General features: G+C 60.3%; 19 protein-coding genes. 5 read left to right on the top strand and 14 right to left on the bottom strand.

Features of this window, described 5'->3' with window-relative positions; all coding sequences use genetic code 11:
- Positions 1 to 328: 328 nt before the first annotated feature.
- On the bottom strand, positions 329 to 1096 hold the full coding sequence (locus AD669_RS03115; RefSeq protein WP_053116953.1) for a response regulator transcription factor: 768 nt from the start codon (positions 1094 to 1096) through the stop codon (positions 329 to 331).
- A 126-nt stretch (positions 1097 to 1222) separates the two neighbouring features.
- Positions 1223 to 1693, bottom strand: a complete 471-nt coding sequence (locus AD669_RS03110; RefSeq protein WP_053116922.1) for a prepilin peptidase — start codon at positions 1691 to 1693, stop codon at positions 1223 to 1225.
- A 75-nt stretch (positions 1694 to 1768) separates the two neighbouring features.
- Here AD669_RS03110 and AD669_RS03105 point away from each other — a divergent pair, with 75 nt between their 5' ends.
- Together AD669_RS03105 and AD669_RS03100 are read left to right on the top strand one after the other, a co-directional pair.
- On the top strand, positions 1769 to 2224 hold the full coding sequence (locus tag AD669_RS03105) for a TadE/TadG family type IV pilus assembly protein (RefSeq protein WP_053116921.1): 456 nt from the start codon (positions 1769 to 1771) through the stop codon (positions 2222 to 2224).
- On the top strand, positions 2221 to 4974 hold the full coding sequence (locus AD669_RS03100) for an ATP-binding protein (protein ID WP_053116920.1): 2754 nt from the start codon (positions 2221 to 2223) through the stop codon (positions 4972 to 4974). Before AD669_RS03105 ends, AD669_RS03100 begins: the two co-directional genes overlap by 4 nt.
- Here the strand turns inward: AD669_RS03100 and AD669_RS03095 are convergent.
- From AD669_RS03095 to AD669_RS03075, 5 genes are all read right to left on the bottom strand, one after another.
- The gene (locus tag AD669_RS03095; protein ID WP_053116919.1) at positions 4971 to 6968 is read right to left on the bottom strand and encodes a pilus assembly protein TadG-related protein; all 1998 of its coding nucleotides are present in this window, start codon (positions 6966 to 6968) and stop codon (positions 4971 to 4973) included. The genes AD669_RS03100 and AD669_RS03095 overlap by 4 nt on opposite strands.
- Before the next feature lie 745 nt (positions 6969 to 7713).
- On the bottom strand, positions 7714 to 8271 hold the full coding sequence (locus tag AD669_RS03090) for a DUF4136 domain-containing protein (protein WP_053116918.1): 558 nt from the start codon (positions 8269 to 8271) through the stop codon (positions 7714 to 7716).
- A gap of 53 nt (positions 8272 to 8324) precedes the next feature.
- A complete protein-coding gene (locus tag AD669_RS03085; protein WP_053116917.1) occupies positions 8325 to 8939 on the bottom strand; it encodes a DUF4136 domain-containing protein in 615 nt (204 codons plus the stop codon).
- Between the two features lie 12 nt (positions 8940 to 8951).
- Entirely contained in the window at positions 8952 to 9701 is a 750-nt protein-coding gene (locus tag AD669_RS03080) for a methyltransferase (protein ID WP_053116916.1), read from the bottom strand.
- Complete coding sequence (locus tag AD669_RS03075; RefSeq protein WP_053116915.1) at positions 9701 to 10003, bottom strand: MazG-like family protein; 303 nt, start codon at positions 10001 to 10003, stop codon at positions 9701 to 9703. Before AD669_RS03075 ends, AD669_RS03080 begins: the two co-directional genes overlap by 1 nt.
- A gap of 235 nt (positions 10004 to 10238) precedes the next feature.
- Between AD669_RS03075 and AD669_RS03070 the strand changes: the two genes are divergently transcribed.
- Together AD669_RS03070 and AD669_RS03065 are read left to right on the top strand one after the other, a co-directional pair.
- Complete coding sequence (locus AD669_RS03070) at positions 10239 to 10532, top strand: hypothetical protein (protein ID WP_007914623.1); 294 nt, start codon at positions 10239 to 10241, stop codon at positions 10530 to 10532.
- Between the two features lie 149 nt (positions 10533 to 10681).
- The gene (locus AD669_RS03065) at positions 10682 to 12031 is read left to right on the top strand and encodes an MATE family efflux transporter (RefSeq protein WP_053116914.1); all 1350 of its coding nucleotides are present in this window, start codon (positions 10682 to 10684) and stop codon (positions 12029 to 12031) included.
- Here AD669_RS03065 and AD669_RS03060 read toward each other — a convergent pair.
- The 7 genes from AD669_RS03060 to AD669_RS03030 all read right to left on the bottom strand — a co-directional run bounded on the left by AD669_RS03060 (position 12025) and on the right by AD669_RS03030 (position 19749).
- Complete coding sequence (locus tag AD669_RS03060; RefSeq protein WP_053116913.1) at positions 12025 to 12900, bottom strand: alpha/beta hydrolase; 876 nt, start codon at positions 12898 to 12900, stop codon at positions 12025 to 12027. The genes AD669_RS03065 and AD669_RS03060 overlap by 7 nt on opposite strands.
- Before the next feature lie 18 nt (positions 12901 to 12918).
- Positions 12919 to 13713, bottom strand: a complete 795-nt coding sequence (locus tag AD669_RS03055) for a DUF4123 domain-containing protein (RefSeq protein WP_053116912.1) — start codon at positions 13711 to 13713, stop codon at positions 12919 to 12921.
- Positions 13710 to 15053 carry a contractile injection system protein, VgrG/Pvc8 family gene (locus AD669_RS03050; RefSeq protein ID WP_053116911.1) on the bottom strand — a complete coding sequence of 448 codons (1344 nt, stop codon included), beginning with the start codon at positions 15051 to 15053 and terminating at the stop codon, positions 13710 to 13712. Before AD669_RS03050 ends, AD669_RS03055 begins: the two co-directional genes overlap by 4 nt.
- Before the next feature lie 234 nt (positions 15054 to 15287).
- Positions 15288 to 17201, bottom strand: a complete 1914-nt coding sequence (gene speA, locus AD669_RS03045) for an arginine decarboxylase (RefSeq protein ID WP_053116910.1) — start codon at positions 17199 to 17201, stop codon at positions 15288 to 15290.
- A 219-nt stretch (positions 17202 to 17420) separates the two neighbouring features.
- Positions 17421 to 17792 (bottom strand): translation initiation factor Sui1, encoded by a 372-nt coding sequence (locus AD669_RS03040; protein WP_007914613.1) that lies wholly within the window; start codon positions 17790 to 17792, stop codon positions 17421 to 17423.
- 328 nt (positions 17793 to 18120) lie between these two features.
- Positions 18121 to 18678, bottom strand: a complete 558-nt coding sequence (locus AD669_RS03035) for an NUDIX hydrolase (protein ID WP_053116909.1) — start codon at positions 18676 to 18678, stop codon at positions 18121 to 18123.
- 3 nt (positions 18679 to 18681) lie between these two features.
- Positions 18682 to 19749 (bottom strand): DUF2333 family protein, encoded by a 1068-nt coding sequence (locus AD669_RS03030; RefSeq protein ID WP_053116908.1) that lies wholly within the window; start codon positions 19747 to 19749, stop codon positions 18682 to 18684.
- A gap of 435 nt (positions 19750 to 20184) precedes the next feature.
- On the opposite strand from AD669_RS03030, the gene gcbA reads away from it, so the two are divergent.
- On the top strand, positions 20185 to 21855 hold the full coding sequence (gene gcbA / locus AD669_RS03025; protein WP_053116907.1) for a diguanylate cyclase GcbA: 1671 nt from the start codon (positions 20185 to 20187) through the stop codon (positions 21853 to 21855).
- The last annotated feature ends 95 nt before the right edge of the window (positions 21856 to 21950 follow it).

The following is a 21950-nucleotide window of genomic DNA, read 5'->3' as shown; positions in this document are numbered from 1 at the left end:
AGCCTTCGGCAGCTCCTACATGAAATCGCGGCGATCCACGCCAACCACTAGGCCGAGTGTCAGCTCGCCTGCTTTTGATTTTGATCTTAGAGCCCGTCGGGAGGCTGAGCGGGAGGGATTCATACGGGGAAAGCATCGAGAGGAGGTGCAGCGAAGCAAACCGTAGGCGATGCCCCCGGATGAACCCGGAGCGAAGGAACCCGAGCCTTAGCGAGGGCCGGACGTCAGGGCAAAGACCTTTGGTTACTTTGGGGCGTTTGCCAAAGTGACCCGCCGTAAGGGCGGAACCCTAATCCGCCATCACACAAATACCGGATATGTACCCAAATCAATGCGCCGTAACCCGCCCCCGCCCAGGCGAAAGCGCCAACGCCAACTGCGTCCGATTATGCATATGCGTCAACCTTAAAACCTGCGAAACATAAAGCTTCACCGTGTTCTCGGTAATCCCCAACTCACAAGCAATCTGATAATTCGTCTGCCCCTTCCCCACCAACCGCGCCACATCCAACTGCCGTGGCGACAACTGATTGAAAATCTCCGGCATCTCCGCCGCCTCAGCCTCCCCGCCCAACCTATCCCGCACCACCGTCGCAGGACTACGCCGAACCTTATCCAGATCCTGGTAAAGGTCATCAATCGACTCAGACAAAAACTGCAACTTCTGATTCAAATGCCCAAGCTGCACATTTTTGTGCCGCTCCTGCAACGCCAACTCCTGACGCTGCAAACCCTCCAGCAACTCCGCCAGATCAATCGGCTTCTGATAATAATCAGCAATCCCCGCGCGCAACGCCTTGATCACGTCCTGCTTGTCCGCGCGCCCGGTCAACATGATCGCCTCGAACGCCCGCTGCTTGCCGGCCAGGCGCTGCAACGCCTGCACCAGTTCAATGCCATCCATCCCCGGCATGTGCAGATCGCACAACACCAGACCAATCTGCGCGTCTTCAGTAAAACGCTCGATCGCCTCTTGGCTGGAAACGCAGGGGACGCAGCGATAACCGCTGGACTCGAGAAACTCGCACAACTCCTCGACAATCAAGGGTTGATCATCAACCACGAGGACTTTTACCGCAGACGTAAGCTTGTTCACGTGCCACTCCATGCCCTAGGCCAAAGCTGACCATTCCTGTACTGACAGCCCTTGGCTGTATAACCAGCTCCTTTGAAAGTAGACGTACTTTCCGACTATGTACATAGAACTAGTGGCACCCGGCGACTAGTGGATCCAATAAAAAGCCAGCCCCGTGCCGAGCAGCACAAACGGCGCAAATGGCAGCTTTTTTGACGATCCCGGGCCCAAATATCGAAGACGATCTCTAAGCCCTTGACTCATATGCAGCCAGACTCTTGGCGCGAGCAGCAGCCAGAGCACGCTGGCGATACCGGCGCCGACAAATGTCCAAAGAACAAAAATACCGTCCGTCGCAAGGCCCAGAGCTGTCATTAGTTTCACATCGCCGGCGCCCATGCGGCCCATCAAATAACCCGGCAGGGTGAACGCCAACGCCAACAAAACCGCCCAGCCGCCCTGCCCGGCCTGAGCACCCAGCCATGTGCTGCCGGTGGCCAATAAAAACCCCAGCGCCAAGGCACCGACACCGACGGTCAAGAGATTGGTGATGCGCCGCTGCCGGGCGTCCTGAGCGGCGCAAACCAGCAGCCATACGAGAAGGATAAAACTCTGCATCCGGTAAAAACCGTCCGTTTTTGCTGAATGATTCTATGCTGATACTACGCAGTGACTGTCAGGGTAGACGCACTCATGAAAAACGGCTTTCGGAAGTCGCAAAAAGGTGCGGTGGCGATTGAGTTCGCCTTGGTGTTCGTGATCTTTTTTGCGGTGTTTTACGGCTTGATCAGCTACAGCCTGCCGTTCGTGATGATGCAATCGTTCAATCAGGCGACGGCTGAAGCCGTGCGCCGTAGCGTCGCCATTGACCCGACGACGCCCGGTTATGCGACGGCGGTCGTCAATGCTGCGAATGCAGCACTGACTCAACAATTGTCTTGGGTGCCGTCGTCGTTCAATTTGGTGATTGGCACCGATACCAGCGCGGTTTTCGACAGCACTAAAGGTCTCAACGGCACGCTCACCGTCAGCGTCAATTACCCGGTCAGCAAACTCAATCAGGTGCTGCCGTTTCTGGTGCTGCCGGGAGTTGGTACCGTGCCCAGCCTGCCGACCAATCTGACCGCCCAATCGAGTCTGCAATTTTGACGGCGGGCGATAAACTTTTCGGGCGGTTGCTCAAGCGTTCAGCGGTCGTCGCTCACGAACCGCTGGAGCCTCTGGTCTCGCCGATGCTGGGCCTGCACATTCATCTCGACGATGACGGCGCGGTATTGCAGATGGCCGGGCCGTTGCGCCATGTACTGGAACAACAGAAACCTCATGCTCAACCGTTACCGCTGAGCGACTACTTGCTTGCCCACAGTTGCCTGGCCATCGAGGGCCAGCCAAGTGATTGGCAGGGGCAACTGCTCGATCTCGACTTCGCCTGCCTCGGCGATCAGGTGCTGCATTTGCGCGGCTGGGCGCAGCGCTGGGGCAACGGCTGGCTGTTGCAGTTGATGGACATCGCCGACTTGCTCATCGAACGCCAGCAAGCGCGCCACCACGACGCCTGCCAAGTGATCGCCGGGCAAATCAGCGAACAATTGCGCAGTTGCGGCCCGCTGCGTTTGCCGACGATTGTCAGCGAACAACTGCAGATCATCGCCCAGCGCTGGCATATCCCTTGTCTGGCATTGGCGCTGCTCGATGAACAGGAACAGGGCTGGCAAATCTATCGGCAGTTTCAGGCCCATGATGCGCCGACGCTGTGGCACGACGGTCAGCGACTGGGCACGCCGCTCGACAGTTTGAACGGCACCGCGCCGCAGCGACTCGACGCGCATCACGGCCTCAACGAACATTCGCGGGTGCAGATTATCTTCGGCAACGCCGACGGTTTTGCCGTGCCCTACAGCGATGATCGCGGCGTGGTCGCATGGCTGCTCTGCGGTTTTTACGACGTTGATCACGCAGCGCCCTATCTGACCGTGCGCGACTGGATGTGGCTGGCAAGTTCACTGGCGGCGCCGTTGCTCGGGCGTCTGCGCGAGCAGCAACATCATCGCCAGCACGAACGTCTGGAATCCCTACAGACCTTGCTCGGCACCGGTTGGTGGGAAATCCCCGGTGTCGGCGACGCGGTGCAATTGGCGCCGTCATTGGCTGCAGCCCTACAACTGCAGGCGACACGATTGACCCAGGAAGAATGGCTGACGCAGATCCATCCTGCCGATCGCGAGGAAATGCGCAGCGGACTGCACGCCCTGCAACAACACGGCGAGCCGCTGACCTTGAGCGTGCGTCTGCACCCTGCGGATAACGAGCAGGCGCCGACGTGGTTTCGCGTGCAAGGACAAGTCACCGGCAGCGCCGAACACCGGCGGCTGGTCGGTTTCATGCTCGACATCAGCGACATCAAAAACCAGCAACAACTGGCCGCCGCCGCCCATGCGCGGCTGGACAATCTGATCGCCAGTTCACCGGCGGTTATTTACGTGCAGCACTACGCCGAAGGTGCGTTGCAACCGGCGTTTTTCAGCGCCAGCCTGCAACCATTGCTCGGTTTGCGTCTGGAGGATTGCAGCGCGGCGGCGCTGATCGAGCGCCTGCATCCGGAAGATCGCGAGGTGTATTTCCAGCGTACTCGGCAGCTGCTGCGCGAAGGTTCGGTGCGTGCGCGTTATCGATTGCGCGACAGCCGTGGCGACTATCACTGGCTGCTCGACGAGGCCAAACTGCTGCGCAACGACCTCGGTTTGCCGGTCGAAGCTGTTGGCCTGTGGCTGGATGTCACCGATGCGACGCTGGCCGCTGAGCGGATCAAACAAAGCGAAGAGCGCTATCGGATTCTGGTCGAAGATTCACCGGCGATGATCTGCCGCTATCGTCCGGATCTGACCCTGACTTTCGGCAACCGGCCACTGGCTAACTATCTGGAATGCACGCCGGAGCAATTGCCGGGCATCGATCTGGGCACCTGGATGTCCGACGAGCAGCGCGCCGCGTTCGTCCAGCGCCTGACGCTGCTGACCCCGGACAACCCGGTGAGCACCGCCGAAATCAGCCTGCAATTGCCTGGCCGCGAACATGCCTGGTGGGTGTGGTCGGATCGCGGTGTGTTCGATGAGCGCGGGCAGTTGATCGAAGTGCAAGCGGTGGGTCGCGACAACACCGAAGTGCGCCGCTCGCAGCAGCAACTCACGCAGAGCGCAAAAATGGCCACCCTCGGCGAGATGGCCACGGGGTTGGCGCACGAAATCAATCAGCCGCTGAACGTGATGCGCATGGCTATCGTCAACGTGCTCAAGCGCTTGAGTAATGGCGATGTGCAGGTCGATTACCTGACCGACAAACTCAACCGCATCGACGCGCAGGTGCAGCGTGCGGCGAAGGTTGTCGATCACATGCGCGTGTTCGGCCGCCGTTCGGAGATCGAGCAGCAACTGTTCAATCCGGCCTCCGCCATCGAAGGCACGTTGTCGCTGTTGGCTGAAGGCATGCGCGGCAAAGGCGTGGATCTGCGCATCAGCGACACCGGTTTTCAGGTACAGGTGCGCGGTTATGTCGATCAACTGGAGCAGGTGTTGATCAACCTGATGGTCAACGCCCGCGATGCGTTGTTGAGCAAGCGTGAGAAGGATTCGAGCTTCAAACCGTGGATTTCGATTTATGCCGAGCGTGATGATGAGAAGGTCAGGCTGTGGGTCGAGGACAACGGTGGCGGCATTGACCCGCGTTTGCTCGAGCGGATTTTCGAGCCGTTTTTTACCACCAAACCGATTGGTGTCGGCACGGGGTTGGGGCTGTCGGTGAGTTACGGGATCATCGACAACATGGGTGGGCTTTTGAGCGTGCGCAACTCGGTCGAGGGCGCGCGGTTTTGTATTGAACTGCCGATTGCGGCGGACGATTAGATGACTAGATAGGCTTTGCCGGTTTGCCCGCAGGTCATGTTGGCGCCGACGTCGACGTCCATCAGGTTGATGCCTAGGCTTTTTAGCAGGTTGTTGAGAATAGGATCCAGCAAGGGACTCAGCACAGCGGTGACCGCTGGGAGTAAACGGTTGGTGACGTCACTGATCAGTGACGCGACGCCCGTGACAATGGCACCCAACGGATTGCTACCCAGCGGTCGATAGACAATCAGGTTAACCCCCGCCAGCGTGTTCGACAGGCTGTTGACGATGTTGGTAGTCGGCACGGCCGCCTGAATGCTCGGCGGCAATTTCAGGTTGGCCGGGGTGGCGAACGGCGTTGAGCTGGAGAACACCAGATCCTGCGAGTTTTGCGCGACGCTGGTGTCGAGCATGATGCCGATACCGCCGGCGCCGAAAGGGACGTGGGTGGATGCATCACAGGTTCCGAGCCCGAGGATTTTGTGGCAGGTGACGATACCCAGATCGATCAATGCCAACGGCGCCACCGTCGGTTCGGCAGCCGAAGAGAACGCATTGGTCGCGTCGATCTTGCCGAGTTTGAGGTCGGCAATCGACGTGATGGTGTGGGCGGTCAGGCTTTTGGTGCCGGTAGCGCCCGTCGGGCAGCGGAAATCGGTGACATAACTTTTCGCACCGCCAACATCCAGGCTGATGTCGATGCGCGGCGTCGGCAGCAGTTGCGGATCCAGTTGCTCGCAACCCGCGCCAAGCAGGCAGCCCAGCGAGTTCAGCGTGCCGACCAAGTCCAGACTCAGCAGCGCATTGAGCGTCGGCGTCAATGCACCGACTAGTCCAAGCACGGCGTTGGTCAGCCCGGTCACGCCGCTCAGCACCGGTAGATTCGTTGAAATCAGCGTGCGAATTTGCGCAGTGCGCACATAAATCCGGTTCGCCCCCAGCGGATCGACCTTGGCCAGCGCCGGATCACCAATCGCAGAAAACTGCGGCGGCTCGATCACCTTCACTTTCACCGTGACATTCGCCAGCCCCAACACACTGATCGGCAACGTCGCCGCCACCGCGCTTTTGCTGTTGGCCAGTTGAATCACGCCCTGCACCAGTTGCAGCAGTTGCAGATTAGCGTCGAGCCCCGCCGCCGTGGTGCCGGTCTGCAATTGCAGAATATCGCCAAGTTTGACCGGCGCCGCGTTGATCGCCGCCACCTGCAACTGGCCCAGCGCGGTGATCACCTCCGCCGTCGCGCCGTTGAGTTGCACCACCGTCGCGGCGGCCTGAATCAGTTGAGTGACCGTGGCCTGGGTGTTGAGCAGTTGCGTGTAATTACCGGCGGCGACGTTGAGGTTGATCGCCAATTGATTGAGGTAGCTGAGCAGGTTGATATCGGTTTTGAGCAAGCCGTCCCAGCCCAGCGCCGTGAGGTTGACGTTACCGCCGAGCAGCCCGGAAAACAGCGGATTGAGGATGTTCGATTGCGCGGTATTGATCGTGGCCAACGTGCTGCGAATGTTCAGTTGGGCGATGGTCGGCTGGGGTTTCGCGGCGACGGCCGTGGCGTTAAGCGTGGTGTTGAGGCTGACCGCCGTGCCGCTGAACAACGCCTGCACGCCGCCGGCAAAACTGGTGGTGAGGGTGTGACTGCCGACTACGCGCACCGCTGCCACTTGCGTGGCATCCACGGTAAACGAGCGCAATCCGGTCGCGGCCGTGACTAACGAACCACAGGTGGTGGCGAGGGTGTTGTTGGCATCGACGGTAAAACCATTACGCACCGCGCTTTGCCCGGCGTAAGTGGCAGCGGTCAAACCGGGCAGACAGTTGCCGCCACGGCTCACCGCTTCCAGCGCGGCGTTATCCACCACCCGCTGCAATTTGCGCTGCTCCATGTACAAGCGCCCGGTGTCGACCACCAACAGCATCGCCACCAGCGCCACACTCAGCGTGGCAGCCGCCATCAACCCGATCGCCCCGCGTTGCCGGGCCGGGCCATTGAACTGCGAACGAGGCGACATGGCGCACTCCTTTGCCGGCGCACTGCCGAGCGCAACCTCCATTGATGCGATTGAGTGTAGACGCGACCGAGCAACACTGCTGGCAACACGCCAGCGCACACAGCACAAAATCTGTAGGAGCCGAGCTTGCTCGCGAAAGCGGACTGTCTGCCACATCAACGTTGGATGTGCCACCCTCTTCGCGGGCAAGCCCGGCTCCCACAGTGACCGAGGTGCGCACAAATTCTGTGAACACCCCAAAAACCTGTGGGAGCAGGCTTGCTCGCGAAAGCGAACTGTCTGCCAAATCAATGTTGAATGTGCCGCCCTCTTCGCGGGCAAGCCCGGCTCCCACAGTGACCGAGGTGCCCACAATTCTTCTGAACACCATAAAAACCTGTAGGAGCCGAGCTTGCTCGCGAAAGCGGTGGGGCATTCAGCATTGATCTGCCTGACACACCGTCTTCGCGAGCAAGCTCTGCTCCTACAATGACCGAGGTGCCTACAAATTCTGTGAACACCTCAAAAACCTGTGGGAGCGAGCTTGCTCGCGAAAGCGAACTGTCTGCCACATTAATGTTGAAAGTGCCGGCCTCTTCGCGGGCAAGCCCGGCTCCCACAGTGACCGAGGTGCCCACAATTCTTCTGAACACCATAAAAACCTGTAGGAGCCGAGCTTGCTCGCGAAAGCGACGGGTCATTCAGCATTGATCTGCCTGACACACCGTCTTCGCGAGCAAGCTCGGCTCCTACAGGGATTGGGATTTCAGCGCGGTGGGTAGTTGGCGAGGATCCGGGTGACGGTCTCGCGGATGGCGTTGCTGCGGTCTTCCGGGTTCGGTTTGCTGGCGAGCATCTGCTCGTCGCTGCCGCGCCACACCAGTTTGCCGTCTTTGCCGTCGAGCAAGTCGATCTGGATGGTCGCGACTTTGTAGGTGATGTTGCGTGTTTCGTTGTACATCGGCGCGCCCCAGTAGCCATTCCACGGGCCACCCCAACCGCCGCCGTAGTTGGTCGTCACTTGCTGCTGACGATCCTCGACGATCAAGTAAGTCTGCACACTCAAATCACCCTTGGCCCCGGCAGCGGCCGGGCGCAAACCGCGCTGATCGAGTTGATCGGTGACGGCCTGGCGGATGCGTTGCTCGGTCAGGTCGCTTTTGATCCGTGGATCATCCGGGCGATATTGCAGGGCGGGTTCTTTCCAGCTCCAGTTGCGATACGCAGCAAAATCGCGGCTGGCGTCGAAGTCATGATTGACCTGATTGGCGGCGCAGGCGCTGAGCAACGCGGCCATGGCCAGTAAGGCGAGACGACGGAACATGGTTTTTCTCCGGTAGAAGACATGACCTGCACAAGCTTCTCATTTGCAAGAAGCTAACTGGGAGGATACGCCGACATGGCCTTTTCCACAGCCTCCCGGATCGAATCAGCTTGATCACTCTGGTTGCCACGGGTGCCTGTTTCGGCGCTGGAACTCCAGACCGGTTGTCCGGTACCGGCGTCGAACAGATCCACCTGAACGACGACCACTTGTTCGGAGTACGTGCGCACGATCGGCACGCTGTTGTACATCCCGTAACCCCGACCATAACGATCATAGCCACTGTATCCGCCGCCGTAGTAGCCGTAATCGTCCTGCACCTGACGCAAGCGTGTTTGCAGACTCAGGTTGGCGCTGACCAACAGGTCGGCCGGACGATTGTCGTGCAGCGGGCGCAGACCTCGTTGATCCAGCGCGTTGCTGACTGCCTCGGCCACTTGCGCCGAATCCGCCCATGCCGTGCCCGGCGGCAATTGGCCGTTGAGCCAGGCCCAACTGCGATAGCGCCCGTAATCACGCGGCGGCGCCGGATAAGCACTGCGATCAAAGGTGTTGGCGGCTTGCGGCGGCGCCGGCGGCAAGGGCCGCGATTGCGCCACATAAGGGTTGCTGCCCTCGCAGGCGGCCAACCCCAGACAGATCAGCAATAACCCGGATTGAGCTTTCATTTCGCGCTCCGATCAGATCGGCCGGCAGATCCAGTGCAAGTAACGCCCAAGCCCGGCGAAGCTTGGGTGACGACGATGAGCGAGCTCCATCTCGAGCAAATCGACGAGTTCGGCGCGGGCCTGAAACTCCACCGGCATGTAGTCGTGGAAAACCCGGATCCCGCTTTGAGTTTCGACCTGCCACAACCCTTCGAGTTGCGTTGCCAATTCGCGCGGATCGAGTGGTTGCTGCGGGGTCAGGCTCTGCTTTTCACCGGCCATGTCGTTCTTGCGCATTTTCTTGAAATGGCCTTTGAGCAGGTTGCGGTAGATCAGCGCGTCACGGTTGTAGAACGCCAACGACAGCCAGCCGCCGGGCTTGGTCAATTGATGCAGCACCGGCAGGATCGCGTGGGGTTCGGCGAGCCACTCGAGCACGGCGTGGCAGATCACCAGGTCATACGGTTCGGTGAGTTGCCCAAGCAATTCCTGCCACGGCGCCTGAATAAACGTCGCGGTCTGCCCGGCTTCGGCGAAACGCTGGCGCGCACCTTCGAGCATCGGCTCGGCCGGTTCGGTGAAGGTCACGTCGTGGCCACGCTCGGCCAGCCACAGCGACATGTGGCCGAGACCACCGCCGATGTCGAGCACACGCAACGGACGATCCGGCAGCGCTTCAACGAGGTCGGCCTGCAACACCGCGAGGCGAATCGCGCCTTTGGCACCGCCGTAGATTTTTTCGGCGAAACGCGTCGCCAACTGATCGAAATGGCGGTCGCTCATCAGCTGAACCGCCGTTCGCTGTCGGCGAGCTTGGCGCGCACCACTTCATTCATGTCCAACCCCAACTCGCTGCACAGCAGCAACAGGTACAGCACGATATCGCCGACTTCCTGCCCGGCATGGGCGAGTTTGTCAGCGGGCAACTGGCGCGACTGGTCTTCGCTCAGCCACTGGAAGATTTCCACCAGCTCAGACATCTCGACGCTGGCGGCCATGGCGAGGTTTTTCGGGCTGTGAAATTGCCGCCAGTCATTGCGGTCGCGAATGGCGTGCAGGCGTTCGGTCAGTTCAACAAGGTTCATCGGGCTCTCCTGAAGGCGTATAGCTTCAAGCGGATGCCCGCTGAAGGCAAGCGCAAACCCTGTAGGAGTGAGCCTGCTCGCGATGACGCCATTGCATTCAACATCACCGTTGACTGACACACCGCTATCGCGAGCAGGCTCACTCCTACAAGGGCGGTGTAAACCCACTATCATGCAGGGAACTCGGCCACCTGCGTTGTGGCCCAAGGCTCAGCTCTTTCATCAGGATGCACACATGCAGGTAGAAAGCTTTTTCGAATGGCTCGGCCAGGCGCTCGGGTCGGTGATCCGCTTTATCGTCGATGGCCTCAGCGGGCTGTTCAATATTCTGAGCAATGCCGGCGGCAACTTTGTCGACGGGCTGGCGAAGACGCTGGGGATGGACACGTCGATCATCAGCATCATCGCGCTGATTGTCGGGTTGATGCTGTTGTGGTCGGCGATTCGGGCGTTTATGAATGCGTCGATCATTGCCGGGATTATCTGGTTGTTGCTGGGGTTGTGGTTGCTGAGCTGGATTATTCACTGACACCACCGCCCTCCTGTAGGCCTTCGCCTGCTCGCGATAGCGGTGGTTCAGTTGAAACATCTCTAGCTGACACACCGCTATCGCGAGCAGGCTCACTCCTACAGGGGATTGCGTTAATCGCTACAATGCCGCTCCCCCAAGGAGCCCGCATGTCCAACCTGACCACCGACTGGCGCGACCGCCCGACTCACCGCAAGGTCTGGGCGCTGGCTGCGCCGATGATCCTTTCGAATATTTCCGTGCCGCTGGTGGCGCTGGTCGACAGCACTGTCATCGGCCATTTGCCCCACGCCCATCAATTGGGTGCAGTGGCGGTCGGCGCCAGTCTGTACACCTTTCTCGCCTGGGCCATGGGTTTTCTGCGCATGGGCACTACCGGTTTTGCCGCGCAAGCAGCCGGGCGCAGTGACGGCGCGGCGTTGCGACAGATTCTCTTGCAAGGGTTGCTGCTGGCGATGGGTCTGGCGCTGGTGCTCGGCACCCTCGGCGTGCCGTTGAGCGGCGTGGCTCTGCATTTCATGCAGCCGTCGGCGGAGCTGGATCAGCTCACCCGGGAGTTTTTCCATACGCGGCTGTTCGGCCTGCCGGCGGCGCTGGCCAGTTATGCGCTGGTCGGCTGGTTCCTCGGCACGCAGAACGCGCGGGCGCCGCTGGCGATTCTGCTCAGTACCAACCTGATCAACATCGCCCTCAATCTGTGGTTCGTCATCGGTCTGGACTGGGGCGTGGTCGGTTCGGCCCGCGCTTCGGTGATCGCCGAATGGAGCGGCGCCTTGCTCGGCCTCTACATGACCCGCAAAGCCCTGCGCGCGTATCCGGGGCACATTGCCTGGGCGGCGTTGAAGCTGTGGCAGAGCTGGCGCCCACTGCTGGCGGTCAATCGCGACATTTTCATCCGCAGCCTCGCCCTGCAATCGGTATTTTTCCTGATCACTGTGCAAGGCGCGCGGCTGGGCGATGCGACCGTCGCCGCCAACGCGTTGCTGCTCAACGGCTTGCTGCTGACCGCCCACGCCCTCGACGGTCTGGCCCACGCCGTCGAAGCCCTCTGCGGCCACGCCATCGGCGCGCGTGATCGCCTTGCGTTGCGTCGATCGCTGGTGGTGGCTGGCGGATGGTCATTGATCGCCAGCGTCGGTTTTGCCGTGCTGTTTCTGCTCGGCGGGCATCTGTTTATCGAGATGCAGACCAACATCCAGAGCGTGCGCGACACCGCATTCATCTACCTGCCCTACCTCGCCGTGCTGCCGTTGATTGCGGTGTGGAGCTACTTGCTCGATGGCCTGTTCATCGGCGCCACCCGCGCGCGGGAAATGCGCAATGGCATGTTGATGACCGTGGTTCTGCTGCTGCCCTTCGCCTGGGCGCTGCAAGGTCTGGGCAATCACGGCCTGTGGATAACGTTTCTGCTGTTCATGGTCTTGCGCAGCCTGACGCTCGGCGCGCAAGCGCTGTGGCTCAAACGCAATGACGGCTGGTTCAACGGTGGCGCTCATTGAGTGGGCGTGTGCTCGATAAAACCGACCACCTGATCGAGCACCGGCGCCAATCGCCGCAATGGTCGTGACAGTGTCGCCACCAATGTGATGTGGCTGGGCCGCGAGTAATACAAATCTTGCACCGGCACCCCGGCTTCGCGCAGTTTGCGAGCGAGGCCGCCGGTGTTGCGCGTCGGGTTGACCAGATCATCCTTGCTCGCAGCAATCAGCAACGCCGGTGGCGCGCCGCGACTGACGTGATTGATCGGCTGCGATTGCGGCGGCGAATTCGGCCAGAAGAACACCGGGCGCACATCAGGGTTCTCGATCGGCAGAAAATCATACGGCCCGGCCAGACCGATCCAGCCGCGGAGTTCCTTCGGCGACATGCCGACCTTCCCCAGCAAATCGCCATCCAGCGCCAGCATCGCCGCGTTGTAGGCGCCGGAGCTGTGCCCCATCAAATACAGGCGCTGCGGATTCCCTGAATATTCACTGATGTGTGCCTTGGCCCACGCCACCGCCCGCGCGCCGTCTTCGAGAAACAGTGGATAACGCACCTGCGGATACAGCCGATAATCCGCCACCACTGCGACAATCCCCCGCGACGCCAGCGCTTCGCCGACAAAGGTGTAATCCGTTCGGTCGCCCGTATTCCAGCTGCCGCCGTAGAAAAACACCACCACTGGCGCATCCTTGAGCGGATGACGCGGCACATAGACGTCGAGCTTCTGCCGTGGATCGTCACCGTAGGCAATGCCAGCGGTTTTATCGAAGGTATCTTCGGGCGTCAGGGCGTTGAGCACCTTCACCGGCGAACAACCGCCCAGCACCACCAGCAAAATCCCGCCGATCAACACGCCAAACCGTTGCCGCAAAGTGCCTGCCATGGATGCCGAACCTCTGTTTCAGGGTTGATCGTTCTGCCACTGACGACGCACATGGTCGAGCCCTTCCTGCTGGGTCAATCCCGCCGGTGGCGGCACCAACACAGCGCGCGGATGCAGCAAGCGTAGCCACAACCAGCCGTCGAGCACGCCACGATCGCTGAAGCCCAGCGCCAGACCTTGTTGAACATGGGAGGCCATCGTCGCGTAGTCGGTTCCAAGCGATTGGCACCAGCACCAGATGTGCTGCTCCAGCAGACAGGTTTGCAGGCGCTCGCGTTGCTGCGCGGTCAGATTTTCTTCAACCCCGAGCGGCGCCACCGCCAAGCGTGGATTGCGCAATTGCTGCCAGCCGTGACTGCCAATCGCCCGGTCGGCCCAGGTGCCACCGTACCAGCGCAACTGCTGAATCGGCCCGAGCCAACGGCTCAATTCGCGGGCATCGCAAGCGTCGAAGAAATAGCTCGCAGTCTGGCGGTTGTAGTAACTCAGCAGCGCCCGGTGATGCAGGCCGAACGACACGGTGAGCATGCGCCGCAAATGCAGAAGCAATTCCGCGCTCGACACTTCGCTGTCCAGCAACAAGCCGCGCCAGGTCTGCGGGTCACGCTGACAGCATTCCAGCAGCGCCTCGCTGTCGTGCAACTCGATCAACAACGGCCCGTGCTCGCGCAGCGGTTGAAACTCCGTGGCATCGAACAGCCAGAAGTGCCGCAAGCCGGCAAACTCTTCACGCAGATTCTTCAGCGCCTGCGGTGCTTCCTGGACATCGAGCAGCAGCCATTGCGCCAGCGGTTCGAGCATGACGTCGCTCATCCGCGACCGCTCTGGTCGAGTTCACTGACCAATCGGCAGCTGCAAATAGCTTCGCGACAATGGTTGTAACTGCCGCCGCCGGGGATCAGGCACAGCAGCAGCAACGGTTGCGCCGACTTCAGCCATTGCGGCATGCCTTCGGTGATGATCTGCTCCGGCAACGGGTTTTCTTCTTCAGGCTCTTCATCGGCCAGCGGCGCCTGTAAAACCCCGCTGATCACCGGTTGATCCGGATCGCCTTCAAGAAAACTCACCACCACCTCGACCCCTTCGCGCAGCAAGGGCAGCGCCTGGTCGGCCAACGCCGGCGCCAGCGGCAGCCAGCAATGACTGGCCGCAGCGCCTTCGCCCTGATACAGCCAGTCGAACTGCACCGCCACCGGCCGCGAGCGATCCGGACGCGGCTCGTCGACCGCCACCACCCAGGCCCGTTGCAAACTGTGCATGCGTGGGCGCGCGGGCACGGTTTCCGGTACCGGCGCGGCATCCTGTAAGACCGCGAAAATCCGGTTGGCGTAAGGCTGTTCGAGGGACATGTCAGCGTGATGTTCAACGCGCGACAGCAGCCATTCACGATTGCACTCGGCAAACGGATGACCCGCCAGCGGCAGCCAGCGACCGCTGCGCAAGCAGGCCAGATCAGTTTCGCCCTCGGCCCTCTGCGCCGCTTGCGTACCGCCCTCGCTCGGCGACCATGCGTTGTGCAATTGCCAGCGACGCACCGCCGGCGCTTCGTCTTCTATCACGTCAGCAAATTGCGCGGCACCGGCCCGAGGCAATTGCGCGACATCGTCACCGAACACCAGACAATGGCCGTCACGCCGATGCTCGAAGTGATAGTGGATGCCCGCCTGCGCGCACAACCGCTGCAGCAGTTGCAGGTCGGACTCGCGGTATTGGGTGCAGAACGCCAACGGCGGATAGTCGCCGCCCAGCTCGAAGCGTCGCTGCCCACCGCTGATCCCGTGCTCTTTGAGCACTTGCGCGAGAATTTGCGGCACCGAGCAACCACTGAACACCCGCTGACTGAAACGCAACGCCAGGCAGTTCAATTTTGGCCCCAACCGCGCGCGACACAGGCGGACGCCCGGGCCATGCTCGTGCTGAACCAGGCTGTGCAATTGCCCGTGCACACCGTTGCGCAGCGCATCGAAATGCAGGAACACCGAGCGGTGCAGCAGACCGGCGAGATCCAGTTGCACATCGTCGATCAACACATCGATCTCGAACGCAAAGGGTTCGCTGAGGGCTTCGTTACCGGTAAACGCCAGCACTTCAAAGGCGTCGGACAGACCCGCTACATCGAGACGAAAGGTCGGCTCGTTGACTGGATCAAACATAGGCGGATCTCTACAGGAGGGGCGGCCGGGGATTCTCGCCGAGACCCATGGCTGAGTAGAGTGCCGAAGTACAACTTAGGAAATGACCTACGCGAAAAGCAGACCGGATGACTTTGCTGGCCGGGATGGCCAAGGATTTCGCGGGGAAGTTGGGATATGTCCCACCGGGTTATCCGAATTTTCCACAGCCAGTGGGGAAAATTTCAGACAACCCGGTTTAAGGACAACCTGCCGTCAGGAAGACAGGTAGGAGGAGCGGGTCAGACCCAGACGCAAGGCATCGAGGAATTGCGTGCGCTCGCTGGCACTGATGCGGGCACTGGCGCACTTGTCGCGGTAGTGGGTCATCAGTTCTTCCGGCGACAAGTGCACGTAACGCAGCATGTCTTCGATGGTGTCGTGGGTCTCGATGCCGGCGTGGTACACGCTGCCATCGGCATTCTGGTAGATGTTCACCGAGTCGGTGTCACCGAACAGGTTATGCATGTCGCCAAGGATTTCCTGATAGGCGCCGACGAGGAACACGCCCAGCAGATAGTCTTCGCCTTCATTCAAACCGTGTACCGGCAGACTGGTTTCGATGCTCTGCTCGTCGACGTACTGATTGATCTTGCCGTCGGAGTCGCAGGTCAGATCTTGCAGCACGGCACGGCGCAGCGGCTCTTCGTCGAGACGGTGCAGCGGGATGATCGGCAGTACCTGATCGATCGCCCAGGTGTCCGGGAGGCTCTGGAACACCGAGAAGTTGCAGATGTACTTGTCGGCCAGTTTGTCGTTGAGCTCGTCGAGCACCTGACGGTGCGAACGCTGACGGGCTTTCAGCGAGTTGTGCAGGCGGCGGCACACGGCGAAGTAGCACTGCTCAGCCAAGGCTTTCTCGGCCAATGTCAGCTTGCCGTCGGCGTACTGCGCAGCCACGTCGCTCATGTAGTGAGTCGCGCGCCAGTAGGTTTCGGTGACCATTTCGATGTCGGTCGGGCCGAGCAGGTCAACCAGCCACTGCACGGTTTCCGGCAGCGCTTCTTTGTTTTCGATCTGCGGGATTTCGTCGTTGTGCTTCTCGACGTCAGTCACCTGCACCACCAGCATCGCGTGGTGCGCGGTCAGCGAGCGGCCGCTTTCGGAGAAGATGTGCGGATGCGGCAGGGCCTGCGCATCGCAGAATTCCTTGAGCATGCCGACCACGACACCGGCGTAATCGTCCATGTCGTAGTTGATCGAGCTGGCGTTGCGCGAGTGCGTGCCGTCGTAGTCGACGCCCAGACCGCCACCGACGTCGATGTGATCGACCGGCAGACCGAGGTTACGCAGTTCGCCGTAGTAACGGATCGCTTCTTTGAAACCGTGCTGATAGTCAGCGAGGTTGGCAATCTGCGAACCCATGTGGAAGTGCAGCAGGCGAATGCCCTGATCCAGACCGGCCGCGCGGAAGCGCTCGACCACCGACAGCAGTTGCGCCGCCGACAGACCGAATTTGGATTTCTCGCCACCGGTGTCCGCCCACTTCGACGAGGCCAGCGACGACAGACGCACGCGCAGGCCGACCTGTGGTTTGACCTTCAGCGAGGCGGCTTCTTCGATCACCAGAGCGACTTCGGATTCTTTCTCGATGACGATGAATACGTTGTGGCCAAGCTTCTGACCCATCAGCGCCAGACGAATGAACTCGCGATCCTTGTAACCGTTGCAGACGATGGTGCCGCCCTTCGGCGCCAGCGCCAGGACGGCCAGCAGCTCAGGCTTGGAGCCAGCTTCCAGACCGATGGAGACGTCCTTGGTGGCGATGATGTTCTCGATCACCGCTTCTTGCTGGTTAACCTTGATCGGGTACAGCGCGGTGTACTTGCTCTGGTATTCCAGACGTTCGATGTTCGCATCGAAGGCGCCGGTCAACTGGCGGACACGGTCTTGCAGGATGTCGGGGAAACGAACCAGCAACGGCAAGGACAAACCGCTTTTGCGCAGTTGGTCGACTTGCTCGAACAGGTCGATAGGCGAGCTGCTCGGGCCGTTCGGACGAACTTCGACGCGACCGGCTTCATTGATCGCGAAATACCCGGCCCCCCAATGGCGAATCCCGTAAACACTGCGGCTGTCCGCAACTGTCCATTGGCTGCCATCGTCTTTACGTGTGCGTCGTACGGACATCGAAGTCCCCTATAAAGAAGTCATAGTGCGTCGCCTGATCGCAGGCTGGCGCAGTCTAAAGAATGAAAATGACGATTCGTCAGCGCGGCGGTAGACCGCGCTGACCGCGTGGAGTTTAGAAACCGGTCATGAACAGGCTCTGTGAAAACCATGGAGACGACGCCGGATCTGAAGTATTTCAGCGCCGGATCAAGCCGCAGATGGATTTCACAGAGGCTGCTAGCCGCCGGACTTCTTCGCTTTGAAACCGTGCTTGATCAGCTCAGCCAAGAGTAGCTCGACATGATCGCCCTGGATTTCGATGATCCCGTCTTTCAGCGCCCCGCCAGTGCCGCAACGTTTCTTCAACGTTGTCGCCAACTCTTTGAGCGCGTCTTCGGCCAGTGGCACGCCGGTGATGGTGGTCACCGTCTTGCCGCCGCGGCCCTTGCTCTCGCGACGCACGCGGGCAATGCCGTCCCCTGCCGGGATCACGGTTTGTTTGCAGATACAGGCGTCCACCGGCTTACTGCATTCCGGGCAATGACGACCTGCGTCGGTGGAAAATACCAGGCCACCAAGGGCGGCGAAGGATGCGGCTTTTTTGGCCACCGGCAATCCTCTTGGGAGGACAAAGACTGATCGCGACCTTGGGCAAGGTCATCGACCGCGAAGCCCCACTCAGGCAGGGGCAGCGCTACTGCACCGGATATCGATTCCTGGACTGCTCAATTGCTGAAATGTAGGAGCTGCCGAAGGCTGCGATCTTTTGATCTTTTTTAAAGGCCAAGATCAAAAGATCGCAGCCTTCGGCAGCTCCTACAGATTCTCCACAGGCCAGCAGTCAATCAGGCCAACCTCAAACTATTCGGTGCAGCTTGAAAAGGTCGCGCAGTGTAACGGCAAAAAACCCGATTGCTAAGTGCCAATCAGCGCCAATTTATGTGTTCTTTGCGACGTCGCTTTGTTGCGCCTTGAGATAGCGCTTCAACGCGGCCAGCGAGTCCGGGCAGTAAGGCTTTTGCCGGATTTCCTGCATGACCTGCTCGACCGGAATAAAGCGCGCTTCCAGCACCTCTTCCGGCTGCAGTTTCAGCGGGCCGTCCCAGACGGCGGAAAACGCCGAACACCAGAGTCGGTTGCCAGTGTCTTCGAAGTAGAAATGATCGTGAGCGGTCAACTCCACGCCGCTGACGCCCAGCTCTTCTTCCAACTCACGGGCGGCCGACTCGGCGTAAGTCTCGTCAGCCTGCACCATGCCGCCCGCCGCGACGTCCCAATAACCGGGATAAATCGCCTTGCTCAAAGTGCGCCGATGCACGCAAAGCTCACCGGCAGAATTGAACAGCATGATGTAAGTGCCGCGACCGATCAGCCCGCGTTCGCGCAGATCGGCGCGCACCAGAGCGCCGAGCAGGTTGTCCTGCTCGTCGACCCAGGCAATCTGTTCGGCATCGGAGGCGGCACGGTGCGCCGCCTCTTTCGCGCTATCGGACATGACTCATCCCTGATTAAGCAGTTGACGCAGATCGATCACAGCAGCGTTCGCACGGGAAATATAGTTGGCCATGACCAGCGAGTGGTTGGCCAGCACGCCGAAGCCGCTACCGTTCAGAATCATAGGACTCCACACCGGTTCCTGCGAGGCTTCCAGCTCACGAATAATCTGACGCACGCTGACGGTGGCGTTCTTCTTCGCCAGTACATCGGCGAAGTCGACTTCGATAGCGCGCAGCAAGTGCGACAGCGCCCAGGCCTGACCGCGTGCTTCATAGAACACGTTGTCGATCTGCATCCACGGGGTTTCGACGATTTCCTCATCGACCTGCGGCACTTCACCCACCGCCGGGGTTTCGGTTTTCAGCGCGGTGTTCAGCTTGACCCGACCGACACTGGCCGACAGTCGTTGCGACAGCGAGCCCAGACGGGTGCCGACATCGCCCAGCCAGTTGTTCAGGTTGTCAGCACGCGCATAAAACAGTGCGTTTTTCTGGCTCGGATCCGACAGGCGCGCCTGATAACGGCTCAGCGAGTTGATGCCTTCCTGATACTCGGACTCGCTTGAAGGGAGAACCCAGCTCTTGTTGTCGAAGTTGAAACGCGGCTCGGCCTTGGCCAGATCGGCGTCTTCCGCCGACTGCGATTGCGAACGGGCGAAGTCTTTGCGCAGGGCACGGGTCAGGTCGCGCACCTGAACCAGCACGCCGTATTCCCAGCTTGGCGTGTTGTCCATCCACAAGCCTGGCGGGAAGCGGTCGTTGGAAATGTAACCGCCCGGTTTGTTGAGCAAGGTGCCGGCGACGGTCTTCAGGGTTTCGACCGTGGTGTAGCCGATGACCATTTGCTTGCCTTCTTTCTCGGCAGCCACTTGCGCGTTTTGTGCGACCGGAAACAGCGCCGGCTCCTGGCTCCAGTACCAGCCGAGGCCGATGGTCACCAGCAGATAAATGCCGATCAGTGTGGCCAATGCGCGGCTGAACAGCAGCCCGCCAACATAGCTGCGGGTGGCCGACTTGGGCTCGGCGGCACGTTCAGGCGCGCTGCCCGCGCGGTTTTTCCAGTCCAGCATGGCGATATCCTTTCAATCACTTGGGTTCAACGGTTCGACCACAACCATACAACAACGTGCCAGAGCCGGGCACCCGCGCGTAAAGATAAGCCGCAAATCATGTGGGCAAATGACGCTTCGCGCCGAACTAAGGGTTTCCCTGATGCCCGAGCGCCCTTCACACGCATGCAGGCGCTTGAAAACAATCGAAAAGCGCATTCACCGCGATGATAAAAGCGTGGGCAAAAAACTCATCCGAAAATCACCCTGCCTCTATAACGCCCCCAGATCACGGGGACTTCACCGACGAGCAGGTCGAAAACAAAACCGATCGGTCAGAAACTGAATGATGACGCATTGCAGATTATTGCAGTACGACGCTCGTGTAAGGGAAAAGAGGTGCTAGCATAGAGCCACCAGTCGCCCTCAGCATGCAGCCTAACTAGTAGTCAGGATATGACCGAGCCAGAAGACCCCAGCCGTGAGCGTCTCAAGCACCACTTTGCCCAGCGGGTAATTCATCAGGCACGTCAGATTCTTGAGATATGGCAGCGCCTGCAACGCAGTGAGTGGTCCACCGTCGACCTCGCCGAACTGAGCGAGGCGAACTTGCGCCTGCTGCGTTTTGCCGAGCGCTTCGAACAGCCCGAACACACGCAACTGGCGCACCACATCAGTCAATCGCTGCAAGCGGTGGACGCCAATCGCGGCCGTCTCAGCAGCGGTCTGATCACCGACCTCAATCGTTTGATGCAGCGTTTGTCGCGCACCGGCCTGCGTCACGGCGATCAACTCGACCAGACCTTCCTGCCGCCGCTGCGCAAGCCGATCTACGTGATGCTGCAGGATCACGACCGCGCCGAGCGACTGGCCAAACAACTGGAATTTTTCGGTCTCAGCGCACAGGCGCTGGACAGCGTGGCAGCCTTTCGTTCGTCGATGGTCGAGCGCTTGCCCGCCGCCATCGTCATGGACGTGGACTTCAGCGGAGCCGGCATCGGCCTGAAACTCGCCGCCGAAGCGCAAGTCGGTCTGGATGAACCGCTGCCGCTGCTGTTCTTCAGCCTGCACGAAACCGACACCCCGACCCGTCTCGCCGCCGTGCGCGCCGGCGGCCAGGAATTCCTCACCGGCACCCTCGAAGCGTCGAGCCTGCTGGAGAAAATCGAGGTTCTCACCTGCGTCGCCCAGTACGAACCTTATAAAGTGCTGATCATCGACGACTCGCGTGCGCAGGCCCTGCACACCGAGCGTCTGCTCAACAGCGCCGGCATCGTCACGCGCACGCTGATCGAACCGATTCAGGCGATGGCCGAACTGGCCGATTTCCAGCCGGATCTGATCATCCTCGATATGTACATGCCGGCCTGCACCGGCACCGAGCTGGCTAAGGTGATTCGCCACAACGACCGTTATGTCAGCGTGCCGATCATCTATCTGTCGGCCGAGGACGATCTGGACAAACAGCTCGACGCGATGAGCGAGGGCGGCGATGACTTCCTGACCAAGCCGATCAAGCCGCGCCACCTCATCACCACCGTGCGCAACCGCGCGGCCCGTGCGCGCAATCTGAAAGCACGGATGGTGCGCGACAGCCTCACCGGTTTGTACAACCACACGCACATTCTGCAATTGCTCGAAGACTGCTCGTTCCGCGCCCGCCGCGAGAGCAAGCCGCTAAGCTTTGCGATGCTCGACATCGACCACTTCAAACGGGTCAACGACAGCCACGGCCACCCGATGGGCGACCGCGTGATCAAGAGCCTCGCACTGTTCCTTAAACAGCGTTTGCGCAAGACCGATTTCATCGGCCGTTACGGCGGCGAAGAATTCGCCATCGTCATGCCCGACACGGATATAGAGGCTGCGCACAAAGTGCTCGACGAAATTCGTCAGCGCTTCGCCGAGATTCATTACCCGGCACAACCGCAGGATTTGTGGTGCACCTTCAGCGCCGGCGTGGTGGAAATGCACGACGACTGCGACAGCCTGATGATGGCCAGTCAGGCCGACGAGGCGCTGTACCGCGCCAAGGGTGCCGGACGCAATCGCGTGCAGTCGGCGCGGGAATCAAAGCAAAGTGCCACCTTTTCATCAGATTCCACTGATTCGGTCATAACCTTGTAACAGAACCGCAATAAATTCAGGCGCTTACCATTTCTGCCGTTGGTAGCCGTCATGCGCCTGAAGTTGCTCACCAATCTCAATACCCTGCTGCTGGT

The organism is Pseudomonas sp. P1.31, assembly GCF_001269815.1.
GTDB classification, from domain to species: Bacteria; Pseudomonadota; Gammaproteobacteria; order Pseudomonadales; family Pseudomonadaceae; genus Aquipseudomonas; species Aquipseudomonas rustica.
This window is presented reverse-complemented; position numbering and strand designations above follow the sequence as displayed.

Bases quoted from the DNA above. Each gene is read 5' to 3' on its own strand.
- AD669_RS03110 (WP_053116922.1), bottom strand. From the start codon at position 1,693: ATGCAGAGTTTTATCCTTCTCGTATGGCTGCTGGTTTGCGCCGCTCAG.
- AD669_RS03105 (WP_053116921.1), top strand. From the start codon at position 1,769: ATGAAAAACGGCTTTCGGAAGTCGCAAAAAGGTGCGGTGGCGATTGAG.
- AD669_RS03095 (WP_053116919.1), bottom strand. From the start codon at position 6,968: ATGTCGCCTCGTTCGCAGTTCAATGGCCCGGCCCGGCAACGCGGGGCG.
- AD669_RS03090 (WP_053116918.1), bottom strand. From the start codon at position 8,271: ATGTTCCGTCGTCTCGCCTTACTGGCCATGGCCGCGTTGCTCAGCGCC.
- AD669_RS03085 (WP_053116917.1), bottom strand. From the start codon at position 8,939: ATGAAAGCTCAATCCGGGTTATTGCTGATCTGTCTGGGGTTGGCCGCC.
- AD669_RS03080 (WP_053116916.1), bottom strand. From the start codon at position 9,701: ATGAGCGACCGCCATTTCGATCAGTTGGCGACGCGTTTCGCCGAAAAA.
- AD669_RS03075 (WP_053116915.1), bottom strand. From the start codon at position 10,003: ATGAACCTTGTTGAACTGACCGAACGCCTGCACGCCATTCGCGACCGC.
- AD669_RS03070 (WP_007914623.1), top strand. From the start codon at position 10,239: ATGCAGGTAGAAAGCTTTTTCGAATGGCTCGGCCAGGCGCTCGGGTCG.
- AD669_RS03065 (WP_053116914.1), top strand. From the start codon at position 10,682: ATGTCCAACCTGACCACCGACTGGCGCGACCGCCCGACTCACCGCAAG.
- AD669_RS03060 (WP_053116913.1), bottom strand. From the start codon at position 12,900: ATGGCAGGCACTTTGCGGCAACGGTTTGGCGTGTTGATCGGCGGGATT.
- AD669_RS03055 (WP_053116912.1), bottom strand. From the start codon at position 13,713: ATGAGCGACGTCATGCTCGAACCGCTGGCGCAATGGCTGCTGCTCGAT.
- AD669_RS03050 (WP_053116911.1), bottom strand. From the start codon at position 15,053: ATGTTTGATCCAGTCAACGAGCCGACCTTTCGTCTCGATGTAGCGGGT.
- speA (WP_053116910.1), bottom strand. From the start codon at position 17,201: ATGTCCGTACGACGCACACGTAAAGACGATGGCAGCCAATGGACAGTT.
- AD669_RS03035 (WP_053116909.1), bottom strand. From the start codon at position 18,678: ATGTCCGATAGCGCGAAAGAGGCGGCGCACCGTGCCGCCTCCGATGCC.
- AD669_RS03030 (WP_053116908.1), bottom strand. From the start codon at position 19,749: ATGCTGGACTGGAAAAACCGCGCGGGCAGCGCGCCTGAACGTGCCGCC.
- gcbA (WP_053116907.1), top strand. From the start codon at position 20,185: ATGACCGAGCCAGAAGACCCCAGCCGTGAGCGTCTCAAGCACCACTTT.